The sequence below is a fragment of the Synechococcus sp. LA31 genome (assembly GCF_018502385.1).
GTDB lineage: Bacteria > Cyanobacteriota > Cyanobacteriia > PCC-6307 > Cyanobiaceae > Vulcanococcus.
Genome location: NZ_CP075523.1, coordinates 632,572 through 650,520, shown reverse-complemented (window position 1 = coordinate 650,520; position 17,949 = coordinate 632,572). Strand labels below are relative to the sequence as shown.

17 protein-coding genes are annotated in these 17,949 nt (G+C 65.7%); 8 read left to right on the top strand and 9 right to left on the bottom strand.

The window, feature by feature from the left end:
* Nucleotides 1-51: 51 nt before the first annotated feature.
* Nucleotides 52-516 carry a peroxiredoxin gene (locus tag KJJ24_RS03465; RefSeq protein WP_214341126.1) on the top strand — a complete coding sequence of 155 codons (465 nt, stop codon included), beginning with the start codon at nucleotides 52-54 and terminating at the stop codon, nucleotides 514-516.
* Entirely contained in the window at nucleotides 513-1,241 is a 729-nt protein-coding gene (locus KJJ24_RS03460) for a DUF1350 family protein (protein WP_214341124.1), read from the top strand. The genes KJJ24_RS03465 and KJJ24_RS03460 overlap by 4 nt, the downstream gene beginning before the upstream one ends.
* On the opposite strand, the gene acs is transcribed toward KJJ24_RS03460, so the two are convergent.
* Complete coding sequence (gene acs / locus KJJ24_RS03455) at nucleotides 1,242-3,212, bottom strand: acetate--CoA ligase (RefSeq protein WP_214341122.1); 1,971 nt, start codon at nucleotides 3,210-3,212, stop codon at nucleotides 1,242-1,244. It lies immediately after the preceding gene.
* A gap of 100 nt (nucleotides 3,213-3,312) precedes the next feature.
* Here acs and KJJ24_RS03450 point away from each other — a divergent pair, with 100 nt between their 5' ends.
* Nucleotides 3,313-3,987, top strand: coding sequence for an HAD family phosphatase (locus KJJ24_RS03450; RefSeq protein WP_214341120.1), 675 nt, complete (start codon nucleotides 3,313-3,315; stop codon nucleotides 3,985-3,987).
* Between the two features lie 17 nt (nucleotides 3,988-4,004).
* Here KJJ24_RS03450 and sds read toward each other — a convergent pair whose 3' ends face one another.
* The 5 genes from sds to KJJ24_RS03425 form a co-directional block, all read right to left on the bottom strand.
* Entirely contained in the window at nucleotides 4,005-4,976 is a 972-nt protein-coding gene (gene sds, locus KJJ24_RS03445; protein ID WP_214341118.1) for a solanesyl diphosphate synthase, read from the bottom strand.
* A gap of 51 nt (nucleotides 4,977-5,027) precedes the next feature.
* Entirely contained in the window at nucleotides 5,028-5,846 is an 819-nt protein-coding gene (gene murI / locus KJJ24_RS03440) for a glutamate racemase (protein WP_214341116.1), read from the bottom strand.
* A complete protein-coding gene (locus KJJ24_RS03435) occupies nucleotides 5,843-6,898 on the bottom strand; it encodes an N-acetylmuramoyl-L-alanine amidase (RefSeq protein WP_250544891.1) in 1,056 nt (351 codons plus the stop codon). Before KJJ24_RS03435 ends, murI begins: the two co-directional genes overlap by 4 nt.
* 72 nt (nucleotides 6,899-6,970) lie before the next feature.
* On the bottom strand, nucleotides 6,971-7,789 hold the full coding sequence (locus KJJ24_RS03430; RefSeq protein WP_214341114.1) for a carbon-nitrogen hydrolase family protein: 819 nt from the start codon (nucleotides 7,787-7,789) through the stop codon (nucleotides 6,971-6,973).
* Nucleotides 7,790-7,838: 49 nt separating this feature from the next.
* Entirely contained in the window at nucleotides 7,839-8,594 is a 756-nt protein-coding gene (locus KJJ24_RS03425; protein WP_214343234.1) for a 2-phosphosulfolactate phosphatase family protein, read from the bottom strand.
* A 60-nt stretch (nucleotides 8,595-8,654) separates the two neighbouring features.
* Between KJJ24_RS03425 and KJJ24_RS03420 the strand changes: the two genes are divergently transcribed.
* Genes KJJ24_RS03420 through glmU form a run of 5 tightly spaced genes read left to right on the top strand, consistent with a single transcriptional unit; the run spans nucleotide 8,655 to nucleotide 14,244 of the window.
* Nucleotides 8,655-10,199: a UbiD family decarboxylase gene (locus tag KJJ24_RS03420; protein ID WP_214341111.1), complete on the top strand. Its 1,545-nt coding sequence runs from the start codon at nucleotides 8,655-8,657 to the stop codon at nucleotides 10,197-10,199.
* A complete protein-coding gene (locus tag KJJ24_RS03415; RefSeq protein WP_214341108.1) occupies nucleotides 10,196-10,642 on the top strand; it encodes an Rrf2 family transcriptional regulator in 447 nt (148 codons plus the stop codon). Before KJJ24_RS03420 ends, KJJ24_RS03415 begins: the two co-directional genes overlap by 4 nt.
* 38 nt (nucleotides 10,643-10,680) lie before the next feature.
* Nucleotides 10,681-11,988: a 3-phosphoshikimate 1-carboxyvinyltransferase gene (gene aroA, locus KJJ24_RS03410; RefSeq protein WP_214341105.1), complete on the top strand. Its 1,308-nt coding sequence runs from the start codon at nucleotides 10,681-10,683 to the stop codon at nucleotides 11,986-11,988.
* Nucleotides 11,969-12,868 (top strand): tRNA (5-methylaminomethyl-2-thiouridine)(34)-methyltransferase MnmD, encoded by a 900-nt coding sequence (locus tag KJJ24_RS03405; RefSeq protein ID WP_214341102.1) that lies wholly within the window; start codon nucleotides 11,969-11,971, stop codon nucleotides 12,866-12,868. Before aroA ends, KJJ24_RS03405 begins: the two co-directional genes overlap by 20 nt.
* 26 nt (nucleotides 12,869-12,894) lie before the next feature.
* Nucleotides 12,895-14,244, top strand: a complete 1,350-nt coding sequence (glmU, locus tag KJJ24_RS03400; protein ID WP_214341099.1) for a bifunctional UDP-N-acetylglucosamine diphosphorylase/glucosamine-1-phosphate N-acetyltransferase GlmU — start codon at nucleotides 12,895-12,897, stop codon at nucleotides 14,242-14,244.
* On the opposite strand, the gene murF is transcribed toward glmU, so the two are convergent.
* The 3 genes from murF to glgA are packed head-to-tail and all read right to left on the bottom strand — an operon-like array spanning nucleotide 14,237 to nucleotide 17,948.
* Nucleotides 14,237-15,607, bottom strand: coding sequence for a UDP-N-acetylmuramoyl-tripeptide--D-alanyl-D-alanine ligase (gene murF, locus KJJ24_RS03395; protein ID WP_214341096.1), 1,371 nt, complete (start codon nucleotides 15,605-15,607; stop codon nucleotides 14,237-14,239). The two genes, glmU and murF, sit on opposite strands and share 8 nt — an antisense overlap.
* Nucleotides 15,608-15,611: 4 nt before the next feature.
* Nucleotides 15,612-16,397, bottom strand: coding sequence for a hypothetical protein (locus KJJ24_RS03390; RefSeq protein WP_214341083.1), 786 nt, complete (start codon nucleotides 16,395-16,397; stop codon nucleotides 15,612-15,614).
* Nucleotides 16,398-16,406: 9 nt separating this feature from the next.
* The gene (glgA, locus tag KJJ24_RS03385) at nucleotides 16,407-17,948 is read right to left on the bottom strand and encodes a glycogen synthase GlgA (protein ID WP_214343232.1); all 1,542 of its coding nucleotides are present in this window, start codon (nucleotides 17,946-17,948) and stop codon (nucleotides 16,407-16,409) included.
* Between the last annotated feature and the right edge of the window lies 1 nt (nucleotide 17,949).

The window sequence follows — 17,949 nt, the reverse complement described above, 5'->3', positions numbered from 1 at the left end:
CCCAGGCCGGCCCAGGCACTGCTTAGGGTTGATCCAGCCTCTCTTTGTCCCTTGCCAGCAGCCCTGAGCACCGGCGATCGCGCACCACTGATCGCCCTGGCGGATCAGAACGGCACTGAGCGCCGCAGCGATCAACTCGGCGGCAAGTCACTGGTGTTGTTTTTCTATCCCAAGGACGACACCCCCGGCTGCACGATGGAGGCCTGTGCCTTTCGCGACAGCTACGCCGATCTGCAGGCGATGGGCGCCGAGGTGTGGGGGGTGAGCGGCGATGACGCCGCCAGCCATCAGCGCTTCGCCGAACGCCACAACCTCCCCTATCCGCTGCTTGTAGACAGAGCCAATCAGCTACGCAAAGCCTTTGGTGTGCCGAGCGTGCTCGGTCTGCTGCCGGGTCGCGTCACCTACGTGATCGACAGTGAGGGGGTGATTCGCCACGTGTTCAACAACCTGCTCGATGGGCCTGCCCATCGCCGCGAAGCGATCGAGGCGCTCAAGCTCCTGCAGAGCGCATGAGCTGGCGCCAGCGGGGAAGCCTCTGGATGCTGGAGCCGCGAGGGCAAGCGGCCAAGGGCGTGATTCAGTTCATTGGCGGCAGTTACCTAGCGGCCACCCCCCAGCTCAGCTATCGCCGACTCCTGGAAGCCCTTGCACGCCAGGGACTGGAGATCCAAGCCTGGAGTTACGTGCCCGGGTTCGATCACCAGGCCCAGGCCAATGAAGCCTGGCGGCTCTTTCGCACGGCACGCCCGGAATCCTTAGCCGCTTTGCGCTTGGGCCACAGTCTCGGCTGCAAACTGCATTTACTAGCCCCCGATAACGGCAGGGGCTGCAGCGGTCTTGCCGCGCTGAGCTTCAACAACTTCTCCGCTGAGCGCAGCGTGCCGCTGCTGGCGGAGCTCGGCCCGCGTCTGGGGATCCAGAGTGAATTCAGCCCCTCCCCCAGCGAAACCCTGCGGCTGGCGGGAGCCAATTACCGGCAACCCCGCAACCTGCTGGTGCGCTTCAACCGCGACGGGATCGATCAGAGCCGGCGCCTTCAGGCGGTGCTGCAAGAGCGGCCAAGCGATCACACCCAGCTGCTCGAGCTGCCGGGTGATCACCTCACCCCCGCCAGTGCAGGCCTGCGCCAGAACCTGCTGGGCAGCTGGGCGGATGACCCGAGCCGTCAGCGGCAGATCGATGCTCTGGCAGAGACGATCTGCCGGTGGTGGAGCCAGGCCGCCCGGCAACCGGCCTGATCACACACGCAGCGCATCCAACACCGAACGATCTTCCAGGGTGGAGGTATCGCCACTCACCTCCTGGCCCGACGCCAGGGAACGAAGGATGCGGCGCATGATTTTGCCGCTGCGGGTTTTGGGAAGAGCATCGCTGAATTTGATCACGTCCGGGCGCGCGATCGGTCCGATCTCCTTGCCCACGTGGCCGCGTAACTCCGCAATCAGGGAATCATCGCCACTGCGGCCGGCCTCCAGGGTCACAAAGGCGACGATGCCTTCCCCCTTCAGATCATCCGGCCGGCCCACCACTGCGGCCTCAGCCACAGCCGGATGACTCACCAGGGCGCTCTCGATTTCCATCGTGCCGAGGCGGTGGCCGCTCACATTGATCACGTCGTCGACGCGGCCCATCACCCAGAAGTAGCCATCGGCATCGCGGCGCGCCCCGTCACCGGCGAAATAAAGCCAGGAGCCATCAGCGGGGCGAATCTCCTCCCAGTAGCTCTTACGGAAGCGATCCGGATCGCCATGAACCGTGCGCATCATTCCTGGCCAGGGCCGGCGGATGGCGAGGTAGCCCCCTTGATCGGCGGGCTGGGAGTTGCCGTCATGGTCGACGATGTCGGCCTGAATGCCGGGGAGCGGCAACGTGGCAGAACCAGGCTTGGTGGGCGTGGCGCCGGGCAGGGGGCTGATCATCACGCCACCGGTTTCGGTCTGCCACCAGGTATCCACGATGGGGCAACGGTTGCCGCCGATCACATCGCGGTACCAGATCCAAGCCTCGGGGTTGATCGGCTCACCCACGGTGCCAAGGATCCGCAGCGAACTCATGTCGTACTGATCCGGCACCTCGCGGCCGCTCTTCATGAACGCGCGGATCGCAGTGGGTGCCGTGTAGAAGATGGTGCAGCGGTGCTTCTGGATCACCTCCCAAAAGGCACCGGGTTTGCTCGGGCGCGGTGCACCCTCGTACATCACGGTGGTGGCACCGTTCGACAAAGGCCCATAGACGATGTAGCTGTGACCAGTGATCCAGCCCACATCGGCGGTGCACCAGTGGATGTCGTTCTCCTGGATATCAAAGATCCACTGGAAGGTGAGATGGGCCCAGAGGTTGTAACCGGCAGTGGTGTGCACCACCCCCTTGGGCTTACCTGTGGAGCCTGAGGTGTAGAGCACAAAAAGCCGGTCTTCGCTGGCCATCGGCTCAGCCGGGCAGTCAGCGCTCTGCCTTTCCACAAGCTCATGCCACCAGTGGTCCCGCCCAGACTGCATGGCGCAGTTGGAGTCGATGCGCTTCACCACCAGCACGTGCTCCACGCTCGGCGCCCCGCCATTGATGCCCAGGGCCTCATCCACGGCCGGCTTCAAGGGCACCGGCTTGTCTTTACGGAAGCCACCATCGGCGGTGATCACCGCCTTGGCCTTGCCATCGATCAAACGATCACGCAACGCATCAGCCGAGAAGCCGCCGAACACAACAGAGTGGGGAGCACCGATGCGGGCACAGGCCAACATGGCGATCGCCGCCTCAGGCACCATCGGCATGTAGAGCGCCACGAGGTCGCCCTTGCTGATGCCCAGCGCTTTGAGCGCGTTGGCCGCCTTGCACACCTCGGCATGCAGCTGGCGATAGGTGAAGGTGCGGGTATCGCCGGGTTCGCCTTCCCAAATCAGGGCCGTCTTGTCAGCACGGGGGCCAGTGAGATGGCGATCAAGGCAGTTGGTGCTGAGGTTGGTGGTGCCACCTTCAAACCAGCGGGCAAAGGGCGGATTGCTCCAATCGAGCACCGTGTGAAAAGGCTCAAACCAATGAAGCTCACGGCGGGCGGCGGCGCCCCAGAAGGCATCCGGATCAGCTGCCGCCTGCTCAGCCAGATCTCGGTAGGCCTGCAATGAGCCGATCTGGGCCCCGGCTGCCAGCTCAGCCGGCGGCTCAAACACCCGCTGCTCCTGGAGCACTGATTCGATCTGGGCCTCAGACATGCGGACAAGAGCAGGCGACCCCATTCAAGCGAGGAAAAGCCCACCACCCCAACCGCTGTAATGACAGCGGTCGATCCAGCACTGCATCAGGATGGGGAGCATGGTCCGCCCCGCCGCCTGCCTATTCGATCTCGACGGGCTTCTGCTCGACACCGAACCGCTGCACGCGGAAGCCTGGCAGCAGGCCGCCAGCCATTTCGGCAGGCCCCTTCAGGATGAAGAACTTCTGGCCCTGCGGGGCCGCCGCCGGCACGACTGCGCCGATCAGGTGCTGCAGTGGATCAACCTCTCCGGGGCGGAACACACACCCAATCGCGAGCAGCTGCTGGCAGTTCGCCAGCCCATTGCCGAAGCGCTGCTGGTGCAGGCAGCACCGATGCCGGGAGCGCCGGAGCTGGTGCATCACTGCGCCGAGCTCGGGGTGCCGATGGCCTTGGCCACCAGTAGCTCGAAAGCAGCGGTGGCCCTCAAGGCTTCGCCCCATCCCTGGCTCGAGCTGATCGCCGTGCGGGTGCATGGAGACGACCCGCAGCTCAACCGCGGCAAACCAGCACCCGATGTGTTTTTGTTGGCTGCTAAGCGGCTGAGTGTCGAGCCCAACCAATGCTGGGCGTTTGAAGATTCACCAGCGGGGGTGCAGGCCGCCAGCTCTGCAGGGTGCCATGTGCATGTGTTGCCGCCAGCCCATCTAAATGCTGAGCAGCGGCGCACGATCTATCCCGGCGTCGAGCAATATCTCACCACCCTCTGCGACGTGATCGAGCAGTTGTACTAAGGGAAACCTCTGGGCGATCAGTAGAGCCTGCTGAGCACAAATTCCGGCAGGGCTAGAAGGGCGCTCCGGCTCTCTGAAGCAGGCAGCCAGCTGATGGCCTCGCGGGCTTCATTGGCAAAGCCTTCTGCCAAAGCACGGGAACGGGGAATGGCCTGGCTGCTACGCACAAGGTCAAGGGCCTGAGCCAGATCCCCATCCTCGTTGAACTCGCGCTCAATCAACCCGGCCAAGGCAGGGTGCTCCTCGAGCGCGTACAACGCCGGTGCCGTGAGATAACCACTGGCCAAATCGCTAGCGGCAGGCTTACCAAGCTGCTGGTCACTACCGGTGAAATCAAGGATGTCGTCGACCACCTGGAAAGCCAAACCCAACTGGCGGCCAAACCGATAGAGATCATCGAGCTGTTGCTCGGGCAACCCACTCAGCACACCAGCAGCGCGGGCACTATTGGCAATCAGCGATGCAGTTTTGCAGTAGCTCTTCTCGAGATAAGTCTCGAAGCTTTGGCCCGTGTCATAGCGGAACAGGCCCTGCTTCACCTCGCCATCGGCGAGATCCATGATCACGCGTGATAGCAGCTTCACTACCTCGAGGTCGTCGAGATTGGCTAGGTGCCAGCTGGCCTGAGCGAAGAGGAAATCGCCGGCCAGAACAGCCACGCGGTGGTTGAAGCGGCTGTGCACGGTGTCCACCCCGCGGCGGGTGCTGGCCTCATCCACCACGTCGTCGTGCACGAGCGAGGCGGTGTGGATCATCTCGGTGATCTCGGCCAGGCGCCGATGCCGGGAACCCAGCTCACCACCGGTGCCCAGCGCCCTCGACACCAACAGCACGATGCCTGGGCGCAGACGCTTACCGCCGGCGCTGAATAAATGCTCCGCTGCGGCCTGAAGAATCGGATGCCCTGCTCCGATCAGGCTGCGCAGATCGCTCAGCAGAGCCTCGAGGTCGGCCTCGACGGGCTGGAGCAGCTCTGCAACCGTGGCCATGACCCCCTGCGGTGCGCTGATCCTAGGAGGCGCAGTCGGTCAGGCGCTGGGTCAGAGGCGCTGCAGATGACCGTGTTGCCAGGCCACGCACTCACTGGCTGCTCTGGCGCCCACCAGGCGAGCCAGTGCACGATCGAAGCTGCCTGATTCGCCGCTGGTGAAAAAGCGGTGCTGAGGGCTGCCGGAAGCCGTGCTGAGGAGCCCAGCTCCATCCAGCACCTCCCCCAGGTGGCGGGCGACAGCAGGGGCCGGATCCAACACGGCCAAGGCCGGACCGACCAGGCGGCGAATCGCTTCAATCACGAACGGATAGTGGGTGCAGCCCAGCACGATCGTGTCGGCGCCGGCGGCCAACATCGGATCCAGGAAGCTCCGCAACAAGGCATCACAGCGCTCTCCTTCCAGCTCACCCACTTCCACCAGATCCGCCAGGCCAATACACACCTGTTCCACGACCCGCACATCACCGGCCCAGCGTCCCACCGTGGCGCGATACAGCTCCCCTTGAAAGGTGGCCGGTGTAGCCATCACCCCCACAACACCGGTACGGGTAAGAGCAACGGCTGGTTTCACCGCAGGTTCCAACCCCAGGATCGGAAGCTGCGGCAAAGCCAGGCGCAGCGGCTCAAGCGCGACAGCGGAGGCGGTGTTGCAGGCCACCACGATGGCCTTGCAGCCCAGGGCCAACAGATGCCTGGCAATCTCAGCGCAATAGGCCTGGATCTCGGCAGCGGAACGCTGGCCGTAGGGCACATGGGCCTGATCTGCCAGGTAAATCACCGATTCACCAGGCAGGTGATGCACCACCTGACGCCAGACGCTTAATCCCCCCACGCCGGAATCAAAGATGCCGATGGGCGCGCTGCTCACGGGTTGGCAACCAGGTAATTCAGCACGCCGGTGGCGATGGCCACCGCCATCCGTCGCCGGAACGAGGGATCCGCCAGGCGCGGTGCATCAAGCCGGCCCGTGACGAACCCCATCTCGGCGAGAGCAGCGGGCATCGCGCTGCGGCGGATCACAAAAAACCGCCCAGGGCGAGCACCACGATCCGGGCTACCCGGCGAAACCCGCACCATCTGCATCTGCACTGCTTCCGCGAATCTGCGTGAAGCGCCGTCTTGGAAGTAGAAGGTTTCGATGCCGTTCACATCCGGCCGCGACATGCTCAAAGCATTGGCGTGGATGCTGAGGAACAGATTGGCGCGGCTGTTGTTGGCCAGAGCGACCCGCGGGGGGAGGTCAACATCCACCTCAGAAGTACGGGTGAGCAGCACCTGCACGCCCTTGGCCTGGAGCAACTGAGCAACCTGCAGGCTCACATCGAGCACCACATCGGTTTCGCGCAGGCCATTGATGCCGACAGCGCCGGGATCGGGGCCCCCGTGACCGGGATCAATCACCACCTTGTAGCGACCACGCGGCACGCTGGGCAATCCCTCCACGGAGGGCATCGGGCCTGCCGGAACGAAACCACCAGCGGGGGGATTGGCACGCCAGCTGGGAACCGCAGACACCGAGGGGGCATCGATATCACCCTCGCCGAAAGGCCTCAGCCCGCTCACCGCACCGCCTAGCTCCATCTGCCAGCGATCAGGGCCCGTGCCCACCAAACGCAGCTGACTGGGATCCAACCGGGTGCCGGGCCTGAACTCCAACACCAAGCGGGTGGTGTTGTCGGTGGGCCTGCCCACACGCACCTCGCGGATGGCGCCATTGCCGCGGATGGTGCGACTGCGCGATGGCGCGCCAGGGAGATCCACCCACAGCCGCGGACCCAACACATTGCTGCCCTCTTCAAAGAAAGCTTCGACGCTGGTGCCGGGGGGGGTTCGCAGCTCTAGATCTCCGGATCGACTGATCCTCCAAGCCGCCAGAGCGCTACCAGCCCAGGCCGGCAACGCTGTCAGGAGTGCAGACACAGGGAGTGCAGCAGCCAGCAGCAAGCTGGGCAACCAGGCACGCAAACGGGATGGAGATCGTGGGCTCACGGCTCAGAACAGGGCCGGGCGCCGGTGCTGGAGGCTGGGCATCTGAGCCTGGATCCGCTGGCGATGCTGCACGTCCACTGGAGCCACAGCCTGGCCAGGGCCGCTGCCGGCATCAGCGAGCACCGTGCCCCAGGGATCAATCACCAGGGCGTGACCGTGGGTCTGACGACGACCGCCGTGATTGCCTGTTTGGGCCGGGGCCAGCACATAGGCGGTGTTTTCGATAGCCCTGGCCTGTAGAAGAACTTGCCAGTGGTCCTTACCGGTGAAGGCAGTGAACGCCGCCGGAATGAACAGCACATCGGCACCGGCACCCGCCAGATACCGATAGAGCTCTGGGAAGCGCACGTCGTAACAAATGGAAAGGCCCACCCGGCAAAGGCCAGGCACCTCAACCACCGGAGGCAACTGATGACCGGGCTGCACGGTGGCCGACTCGCGATAGGTGTTGCCGTCCGGCAAATCCACATCGAAGAGGTGGATCTTGTCGTAGCGGGCCAGGATCTGGCCATCTTTGCCAACCAGCTCGGCACGGTTGCTCGTGAGCCGCTCGCCGGCCGGCACCGGATACCCACCGCCCAGCAGTGTGACCTGATAGCGCCTGGCCATCGTGATCAGGAACTGCTGGGCCCGATCCGCGAGTAGGGGGGCGATCTCCAGACGGTGGTCGTCATCGCCCATGAAGGCAAAGTTTTCAGGCAGACCAACCAGCTCTGCACCGCGACGAGCGGCGAGGTCGATCTGCTCTTCAGCCGCCGCGAAGTTCGCGTCGGGATCAGCGGTGCTGGTGAGCTGAATCGCTGCTGCCAGAAAGCTTGTCACCGCTTGCGTTTTACCGACCCGGGCACTGTAAGGGTGATGGCAAGGGGCCTCAGGCCGCCTGAAGCACCCCAGGGCTGGTTTGGGTGGGAACGATTGTGAGGTTGTCCACAGCGGCGCAGCAGGCGAAATCGGCGTCGTGATTACCGATGCTGATCAGGCGCTGGCCATGACTGGCAGCCCGCAGGCAAGTTTCCGTGTCGTGATGCCACTGCTGCCACAAGGCCAGAGCCGCCAGGGCTTCATCGTTGGCGCAGCGCACCCCCACGTGAGGCGAAACTGCGAGCTCCAGAGCGGCCGATACCACCGCACCCGCAGCCAAAGTGTCTTCCAGGGAGTAGTCGCCCTCCCAACCGCTGCCCACGATCCACACCCGCTGCGCGTCGCGCTCGATCAAGCGCCGTGCCACGGCGGTGCGATTCGGTAAGCAGGCAGTGAGCAGCAGCGGCACCGCCTTCACGGCCTCCAGCGATCGGGTGCCGTTGGTGGTGCTCATAAAGATGCGTTTGCCACCCACGACCTCTGGCGTGACGGCCAGAGGGGAATTGCCCAGGTCATACCCCTCAACCCGCTGGCCACCGCGCTCACCAGCCCGCAACCGACGCTCAGCTGGCCAGGCTGCCGCGGTGGCATTCAGTTCAGCCAGATCCGCAAAGGCCTGAATCGCCTCGGCACCGTTCTGCAGCGACCAGGCAATGGTGGTGGTGGCACGCAGCACGTCAATCACCACCGCCGCATCCGGGCCACCCTCCGCCACCGGCCGTAGAGCCGGCACACACTCAGAGGTGTGGAAATAAGAGATCTGCACAGCCACAGCGGCGGATGGGGTGCGTCACAGTAAGCACCTCATGGCAGCGGATTGAGGCTGATGCGTTCGCAGCGCGACCTGCGCGGGTTCCTCAAATTGCTGGAGGAACGGGGACAGCTCCGCAGGATCACAGCACCGGTGGATCCCGACCTGGAACTAGCAGCCATCGCCGATCGGGTGTTGAGTTGCGGGGGCCCGGCCCTTCTGTTTGAAAACGTGATCGGCAGCGCGATGCCGGTGGCGATCAACTTGATGGGCACCCAAGAGCGGGTGCTGTGGAGCATGGGTATGGAGCGACCTGAGGAGCTCGAAGCACTGGGTGAGCGCCTGGCCCTGCTGCAACAGCCCCGCCCGCCGAAGGGAGCGCGGGAAGCCGTGCGCTTTGGCTCAGTACTCCTAGACGTGCTGAAGGCCAGACCAGATCTTGATCTGACACCCCCATGCCGCCAGCAGGTGTTCAAGGGCGAGGCGGTGAACCTCGATGCCCTGCCGCTGCTGCGCCCCTGGCCCGGCGATGGGGGCCGCATCCTCACCCTGGGCCTGGTGATCACCAAAGACCCCGAAACCGGCACACCCAACGTGGGTGTGTACCGGCTGCAGCAGCAGTCGATCAACACCATGACCGTGCACTGGCTGAGCGTGCGCGGCGGCGCTCGCCACCTACGCAAAGCGGCGGCCATGGGCAAACCACTCGAAATCGCCATCGCCATCGGCGTGCATCCGCTGCTGGTGATGGCTGCCGCCACGCCGATCCCCGTGCAGCTGAGCGAATGGCTGTTCGCCGGCCTCTACGCCGGTGAAGGGGTGCGGCTCGCCAAGTGCAAAACCGTCAACCTGGAGGTGCCCAGCCACAGCGAAGTGGTGCTCGAGGGCACGATCACCCCGGGCGAAGAGCTGGCCGATGGTCCCTTCGGCGACCACATGGGCTTCTACGGCGGTGTGGAGCCTTCACCGCTGGTGCGCATTCAGTGCGTGACCCAGCGGCGCGAGCCGATCTACTTCACCACCTTCAGCGGCCGCCCGCCCAAGGAGGACGCGATGCTCGCCATCGCCCTGAATCGCATCTACACCCCGATCCTGCGGCAGCAGATCCCGGAGATCGTGGATTTCTTCCTGCCAATGGAAGGCCTGAGCTACAAGCTGGCCGTGATCGCCATCGACAAGGCCTACCCCGGCCAGGCCAAGCGGGCCGCCATGGCCTTCTGGACCGCCCTGCCTCAATTCACTTACACCAAATTCGTGGTGGTGGTGGACAAGGCGATCAACATCCGTGATCCGCGCCAGGTGATCTGGGCGATCAGCGCCCTGGTGGATCCCCAGCGCGATCTGATCGTGGTGGAGGACACCCCCTTCGACACGCTGGATTTCGCCAGTGAGCAACTCGGCCTCGGCGGCCGCCTGGCGATCGACGCCACCACCAAGCTCGGCCCCGAACGCAACCACCCCTGGGGCGAACCCCTGAGCCGCCCGGCAGCACTGGAGGCCCGCCTCGATGCCCGCTGGGCCGAGCTGGGGCTGGAGGACGTGGGCCAGAGCGATCCCGACCCAGCCCTGTTCGGCTACGCGCTGGAACAGGTGCTCGAGCGGCTGGCCAAGGCGGGATGAGCCTGCTGCGCCGCAGCGGACAGCAGGCTCTCCAGGCACTGCTGGAGCTGGCTGAGGCCCCGCAGCAATGGCGCTCGGTGAATGACATCGCCGCAGCGCAAGCCTTGCCCGCGCCGATGCTCGAGCAGCTACTGCTGCAACTACGCCGTGCCGGCCTGGTGGAGGCACGCCGCGGGCGCTTGGGGGGGTACCGGCTGCAGCGGCAGCCCGCAGCCATCCCGGTGGCGGAGGTGCTGGCGGCGGTGGGAGCTGACATTCAGCTCGTCGAGCCGGACGCCCCTGACAGCAACCAGGCAGAACAGCAGGTGCTGCGCTCCATGGCCCGGCGGCTGCAACGGGCCATGGAGCGGGAGCTGATGCAGTTCAACCTCGAAGAATTGCTGTTTGATCTGCGCAGCTGCCGTGAAACCCTGAGCGGCGACGGCGGCTTGATGCTCGGCTGAGGCCGATGCCTACGCTCGCTGCACTCCACGCGTCAGCCATGGCCCTCGCCCTGGGAACCACCGCAGGTCGCAGCCTCAGGGGCATGGTGCGCGTACCTGGCGATAAATCGATCTCCCACCGCTCACTGCTGTTCGGCGCCATTGCCGACGGCACCACCACGATCGAGGGTCTGCTTCCCGCTGAAGATCCCCTCAGCACGGCGGCCTGCCTGCGGGCCATGGGTGTGGACGTGTCACCGATCGAGGCCGGACAGACCGTGACGGTGCAAGGCGTGGGACTTGATGGCTTCCAGGAGCCGGAGAGCGTGCTCGATTGCGGCAACTCCGGCACCACCATGCGCCTGATGCTGGGGTTGCTTGCGGGCCGTGCCGGGCGCCACTTCGTGCTCACCGGCGACGATTCCCTGCGCCGCAGGCCGATGAAGCGGGTGGGCGGTCCACTGGCTGAGATGGGCGCCACGATCGCTGGCCGCAGCGGCGGCAACCTGGCACCACTGGCGATTCAGGGCCAGACCCTGCGCGGCGCCACCATCCGCACCCCTGTGGCCTCAGCCCAGGTGAAGAGCGCCATCCTGCTGGCCGCACTCACCGCGGAAGGCCCCACCACCGTGATCGAACCGGTTCAGAGCCGTGACCACAGCGAGCGCATGCTGCAGGCCTTTGGCGCGGAGCTGAGCGTCGGCGGCCACGGCAACACCGAGGTGACCGTGAAGCCCGGCCATCGCCTGCGCGGCCAAGCCGTAGTGGTTCCCGGCGACATCAGCTCAGCTGCCTTCTGGCTGGTGGCCGGCGCCATCACCCCTGGTGCTGATCTCACCGTGGAGAACGTGGGCCTCAACCCCAGCCGCACCGGCATCCTCGACGTGCTCGAGCAGATGGGAGCCCGCATCGAGGTGCTCAACCAGCGGGATGTGGCGGGCGAACCGGTGGGGGATCTGCGGGTCACGCACGGCCCGCTGAAGGCCTTTGAGATCGGGGCTGATCTGATTCCGCGCCTGGTGGATGAAATCCCCGTGTTGGCAGTGGCGGCCTGCTGCGCCGAAGGCGTGAGCCGAGTGAGCGGCGCCGAGGAACTGCGGGTGAAGGAAACCGATCGCTTGGCGGTGATGGCCCGCCAACTGGGCGCGATGGGAGCCCAGATCGAAGAATTCGCCGATGGCATGGCCATCCAAGGCGGCGTGCAACTGCATGGCGCTGAGGTGGATAGCGAAACCGATCACCGCGTGGCGATGAGCCTGGCGGTGGCGGCACAGATCGCCACGGGAGCCACCCAGCTGCACAGGCCGGAGGCCGCGGCGGTGTCGTATCCCGAGTTCTGGAGCGACCTTGAGCGGCTCCAGGCTTGAGCCGCGGCACACGGCTGATGGCAGCTTCAGCCTGTTCAGCCGCGACGTGGGCGAAGGCTTCCACAGTGGGCTCGGTGCGCTGAGTGAAGCGCGGGCCAAATTCGTGATCCCGGCCCAACTGGATCGCTGGAGCCCAGGCAGCACACTGCAGGTGCTCGATGTGTGTGTGGGCACGGGCTGCAACACCGCCGCCCTGCTCGAAGCCTGCAACGCCCGTGGCCTGAAGCTCAACTGGTGGGGCCTTGAACTCGACCCCGAACCCATCGCTCTGGCCCTAGCCGATCCAGGATTCTGCAGCCAGTGGGAACCCGAGACCCTGCCTCAACTCGCGGAGATGAGTAGCGGCCCGCAGATGCTCTGGGGAGATGCCCGCAGCCAGCTGCCTCAGCTGCTCAACAGCCAGCGGGGCCGCTTTGATCTGATCTTGATGGATGCGTTCTCCCCGAGCCGCTGCCCCCAGCTGTGGACTGTGGAGTTTCTGAGTGGTCTGGCGACCCTGCTGCTGCCCAGCGGCCGTTTGCTCACCTATTGCAGTGCCGCAGCGATCCGGCGATCGCTGCGCCTGGCCGGGCTGGAGATTGCCAGCATCTGCGCCCCTTCAGGCCTGCTCAAACAAACCAACGACTGGAGCGGCGGCACCGCCGCCAGCCCCAGCTCCCTGGAGGGAGCCACCCAGCTGAGGCCCCTGAGCCCGATGGAGGAGGAGCACCTTGTGACCAATGCGGCCGAGCCATACCGCGATCCCAGTGGCCACAGCGACCGGGCCACGATCCTGCGCGAGCGGCAGCGGGCTCAGGCAGCGGCCATGGCCGCCGGTGGCGTGGAAGCCACCGGCGGCTGGCGGCGGCGCTGGGGATTGAGCTCCAGCAACCACCAGTAGATTCCCGGCCAGTTGTTCTGCCGCTGATGCTCGCCGTTGCCGTGTTGGCCGCCGGAAAGGGCACCCGCATGAAGAGCGATCTGCCCAAGGTGCTGCAGCCCCTGGCGGGCGCCACATTGGTGGAACGCGTGCTGGCCAGCTGCAAGGGTCTGGCGCCACAGCGGCAGATCCTGATCGTGGGCCATCAGGCTGATCGCGTGGAGCAATCCCTGGCCCATCAACACGGCCTGGAGTTTGTGCTGCAGCAGCCCCAGAACGGCACAGGGCATGCGGTGCAGCAATTGCTCGAACCCCTGAGCGATTTCCAAGGGGATCTGTTGGTGCTCAACGGCGATGTGCCGTTGCTGCGGGCTGAGACCATCGCCAACCTGCTGGAACGGCATCGCAGCAGTGGTGCGGCAGTCACCCTGCTCACCGCCCGGCTGGCCGACCCCACCGGCTACGGCCGTGTGTTTGCCGATGACGCGGCTCAGGTGTCGGCGATCGTGGAGCACCGCGACTGCAGCGAGGCCCAGCGCTGCAACAACCTGATCAACGCCGGCATCTACTGCTTCAACTGGCGCAAGCTGGCGGAGGTGCTGCCGCAGCTCAGCACCAACAACGACCAAGGCGAGCTCTATCTCACCGATACCGTGGCGATGCTCAGCCCCGCCATGCACCTGGAGGTGGCCGATGCCGATGAGATCAACGGCATCAACGATCGCCTGCAGCTCTCCCAATGCGAGGCGGTGATTCAGGAGCGTATGCGCCGCCATTGGATGGCTGAAGGGGTGAGCTTCGTGGATCCCGCCAGCTGCACCCTCAGCGATGGCACCCGCTTCGGCCGCGATGTAGTGGTGGAGCCCCAATGCCATTTCCGCGGCGACGCCGTGATCGGCGAAGGCTGCCGCATTGGCCCAGGCAGCCTGATCGACAACAGCCGCATCGGCGATCGCGTGGAGATCGTTTACTCCGTGGTGCGCGATGCCGCCGTAGCCAGCGACTGCGCCATCGGGCCCTTCGCCCAGCTGCGCCCGGGCGCTGATCTCGCTGAAGGCTGCCGCGTGGGCAACTTTGTGGAGATCAAAAAAAGCAGCCTGGCCGAAGGCTGCAAGGTGAACCACCTCAGCTACATCGGCGATGCCGAGCTGGGCTCTGGGGTGAATGTGGGCGCCGGCACCATCACCGCCAACTACGACGGCGTGAACAAACACCGCACCGTGATCGGCGCAGGCAGCAAAACCGGAGCCAACAGCGTGTTGGTGGCTCCGATCGAGCTGGGCGAAGGCGTGACCGTGGGAGCCGGCTCCACTCTCACCAAAAACGTGCCCGCCGGCGCCCTGGCCCTGGGCCGCGCCAAGCAACTGGTGAAGGAGAACTGGCAGGCCCCTAGCTGAGCGGCAGCTCCGGCAACAAGGGAATCAGCCGCTCCAGGGCCACCCCACGGCTGGCCTTGAGCAACAGCACATCGCCGCAGGTCAGCCATAGTTTGAGCGGCTCGGCCGCCTCCGCCGGCTCCGCCACCACAGCAAGGCGCGGCAACCCCTGGGCGGCCGCCGCCATGGCCTGGGCCTCAGCGCCACCGGCGACCACCACCAACCCATCGAGGCCAAGGGCCGCAGCCCGCTCCGCCACCTCACGATGCAGGTCCACGCTCTGCTCGCCAAGCTCGAGCATTGAACCGAGCACGGCAAAGCGGCGCCCTGGCTGACGCACCAACAGCTCCAGGGCCGCCAACACGGCTTCCGGTGAGGCGTTGTAGGTCTCATCCAACACGCTGAGGCCGCCGAGCTGGAGCCGGCGATTGCGGCCGCCGGGAACCTCCACATCCAATTCAGCCAAGGCCGGCAGGCCAACCCCCAGTTCCTGGGCCACGGCCAAGGCCAGCAGCAGGTTGCGGGCGTTGTGCCGGCCCGTCAGGGGCAGGCGAATGCATTCACCGCGCACGCTGAGCAGGTCGTTGGTTTCATCGAGCTCGCCCACCAGATCCGCCTGGTCAACGCCCGGGTCGCCCGCCAGTGCCACCCGCTGCACACGGCCGCTCCACACAGCCTGAATCGCCTGCTCCAGCAAGGGGTCGCCAGCTGGGATCACCAAGAGGCCATCGGGCTTGAGCTGGCTGGTGATCTCGCACTTGGCGGTGGCAATGGCCTCACGGCTGCCCAAGCGGCCGATGTGGGCCGTGCCGATGTTGGTGATCACCGCCACATCCGGCTCAGCGGTGCGGCTGAGGCGATCGATCTCGCCCAGGCCGCGCATGCCCATCTCCACCACCACCGCCCGGTGTTCAGGTCCGGCCTTCAGGAGCGTGAGGGGCACGCCGATGTCGTTGTTTTCATTGCCGCTGCTGGCCATCACCGGCCCCAACGGCCCCAGGGCGGCGCGAATCAGTTCGCGCGTGGTTGTTTTCCCGGCCGAGCCGGTCACCGCCACCACCGGTGCAACAAGTTGACGTCGATGCAGCAACGCCAACTGCTGGTAGGCATCGAGGGTGTCATCCACGAGCCAGTGGAGCAATCCCGAGGGAACATCTCCGGCGCGGCCGCGTTGCACCACAGCCGCCTGGACGCCAAGGGCTGCTGCCTGCCCCAGAAACCCGTGCCCATCGAAGCGCTCCCCCACCAGGGGAACAAACAGCTCTCCGCCCTGCAGCTGGCGGCTATCGGTGCAGATGGGACCCACTGGGGCAGCCGTGTCCAGGCCAGCGGCCTGAGCTCCGCGGGGTTCTCCCCAGCACGCGATCAAAGCGCCAAGCTGCATCGGATCAGGGGCTGGATGACTCGTTGAGCACGATCATGCCGGCACCCACCAGCGCATCCCGGGCCAGCAGGCCAGAGCGCGAATCGCGCAGCTCCAGGTGGTCGTACCCGAGATCCGCCGCCCACAGCTGCCACTGCTCGGCGTAACGCTGCTGAGCCGCCACGCTCAGCGCCGCAAACGCCGGAGCCACCTGCAGCACCAGGGTGCGCTGATCAGCCGAAGCCATGGCTTGCAGCAGCAATCCGTCAGCATCGGAACGCTGCACGAGTGCATCGAGCGGGTCTGGCGGTTCGGGCTCAGCAGGGATCTCAGCCAGAGGCAGTTCCGGTGGTTCCTCAGCAAGCTCACCTGCCCCATCGAGCGAGGGAGCAGGCGGTGCCTCCGGCATCAACGGCGGCTCGAGGGCGAGGGGCTCGGGCGGCGGCTCGTCCGCCTCGGGAGCCTCCGCTGGCCCTGCCTCGATTGCAGCGGAACCGATCGCCGGGCTCAGAGGGGGAGTCTGGCGCCGCAGGGCTGAGGCGCCTTGCAGGCCCAGCAGCACCAGCAGCGTGAGCCCAAGCGCGAGCAGCAACGGGCAGAAGAGGGGTGCCAGATCCGCCGGCCACCAGCTGGGTCGCCACAGGCTCCCCTGGCCGTTGCGCCGGACAACCTCCTGAACGCGCAGCCTGGCATCGGCAACGACCGCCCAGAGGTTGTCGCCCAGGGTGGACCAGGGGTTGCGATAGGTGGCCGGCAGATCGCGCTGCTGCGCTGACTGCTGGGACGGCCCCTCAGGTGGTGACAGGGCCATCCCAGCGCATCAACGACCGCTGCGGCGGCGCAGCAGGGAGAGCGGATTGCGCAAACTGCTGCCCGCCGAAGGCGCCTCGAGCGGCTCGCGAGGGGGCTGACCTCCACCCTGGAGGCTGGGGTCAGCGTCCTGGCCGCGGGAGAACTGCTCCACCGCCCCGGCATCGGGCGTGGGCTCCTTCACACCCTTCACTTCCTTGTACATGCGGTCGTACTCCAGGGCGGAGCGATCCCAGCTGTAGTCGGCGGTCATTGCGCGCCGTTGCAGCTCGCGCCAGCTGTCGCCATGGCGATAGGCCTCCCAGGAGCGCACGATTGAGGTGTAAAAGTCGAGCGGGTCGTAGCGATCGAAGCAGAAGCCGGTGCCTGTGTGGGCATTGGGCAGATGGGGCGGCACGGTGTCCACCAGACCACCCACGCGGCGCACCACCGGGATCGAGCCGTAGCGCATCGCTAGCAGCTGGCTGATGCCGCAGGGCTCAAACCGGCTGGGCATCAGGAAGGAATCGCTGCCGGCGTAGATCAGCCGGGAGAGCGCGTCGTCGTAGGTGAGGAACACGGCGAAACGGCCCGGATGGCGAGCTGCCATCTGCCAGAGGCCAGATTCGATGTGGCGATCGCCGGTGCCGAGCACCACAAACTGCGTGTCGGAGTAGGCCAAGACGCGATCAGCCACCTGCAGCAGCAGATCCACGCCCTTCTGATCCACCAGACGGCTCACCAGACCCATCAGGTAGGTGTCGGGGTTCACCGCCAGGCCCATACGCTCCTGCAGCACCCGCTTGCACTCGGCCTTGCCGGCGAGGTCGCCATCGCTGTAGTTGGCGGGCAAGGTGGAATCGGTGGCGGGATTCCAGGCGGCCTGATCAATGCCGTTGAGGATGCCGCGCAGCTTGCCGCTGATGTAGTTCAGCAACCCCTCCAGCTGTTCGCCGTATTCAGAGGTGCGGATCTCCTGGGCGTAGGTGGGAGATACAGCGTTGACGCGATCGGCATAGAGCAAGGCCGCTGCCATGGTGTGGTCGCCCTGCATATACCAAGGGCACCAGGTCATGCGATCGAGCTTCCAGCGCCACGGCCCCTGGTACTTGAGGTTGTGGATGGTGAACACCGTGCTGATGTCAGGGTCCTGATGCATCCACACCGGAATCATCCCGGTGTGCCAGTCATGGCAGTGAAGAATGTCGGGCTTCCAGTGGTTCCAGGCGAATTCAGCGGTGGCACTAGCAAAGAAGGTGAAGCGCCAATCCTCGTCTTCCCCGCCATAGATGCGCTCGGGATCAAAGACCGGATGCCCCACCAGATAGAGGGGAAGGCCATTGCCGGGATGCCGCGTTTCATAGACCGCGAAATCAGTGCCCATGGTGTGACCGCGCCAGATCGGTTCACCAGGAATGTCGAGCTGGCTCCAGAGACGGCCGTAGCCCGGCATGATCAGCCGCACATCGTGGCCGAGGGGGGCTAGGGCGGGCGGCAGGGAACCGACCACATCGCCCATGCCTCCCACCTTCACCATCGGGGCGCATTCGGCTGCGGCAAACAGCACCCGCATG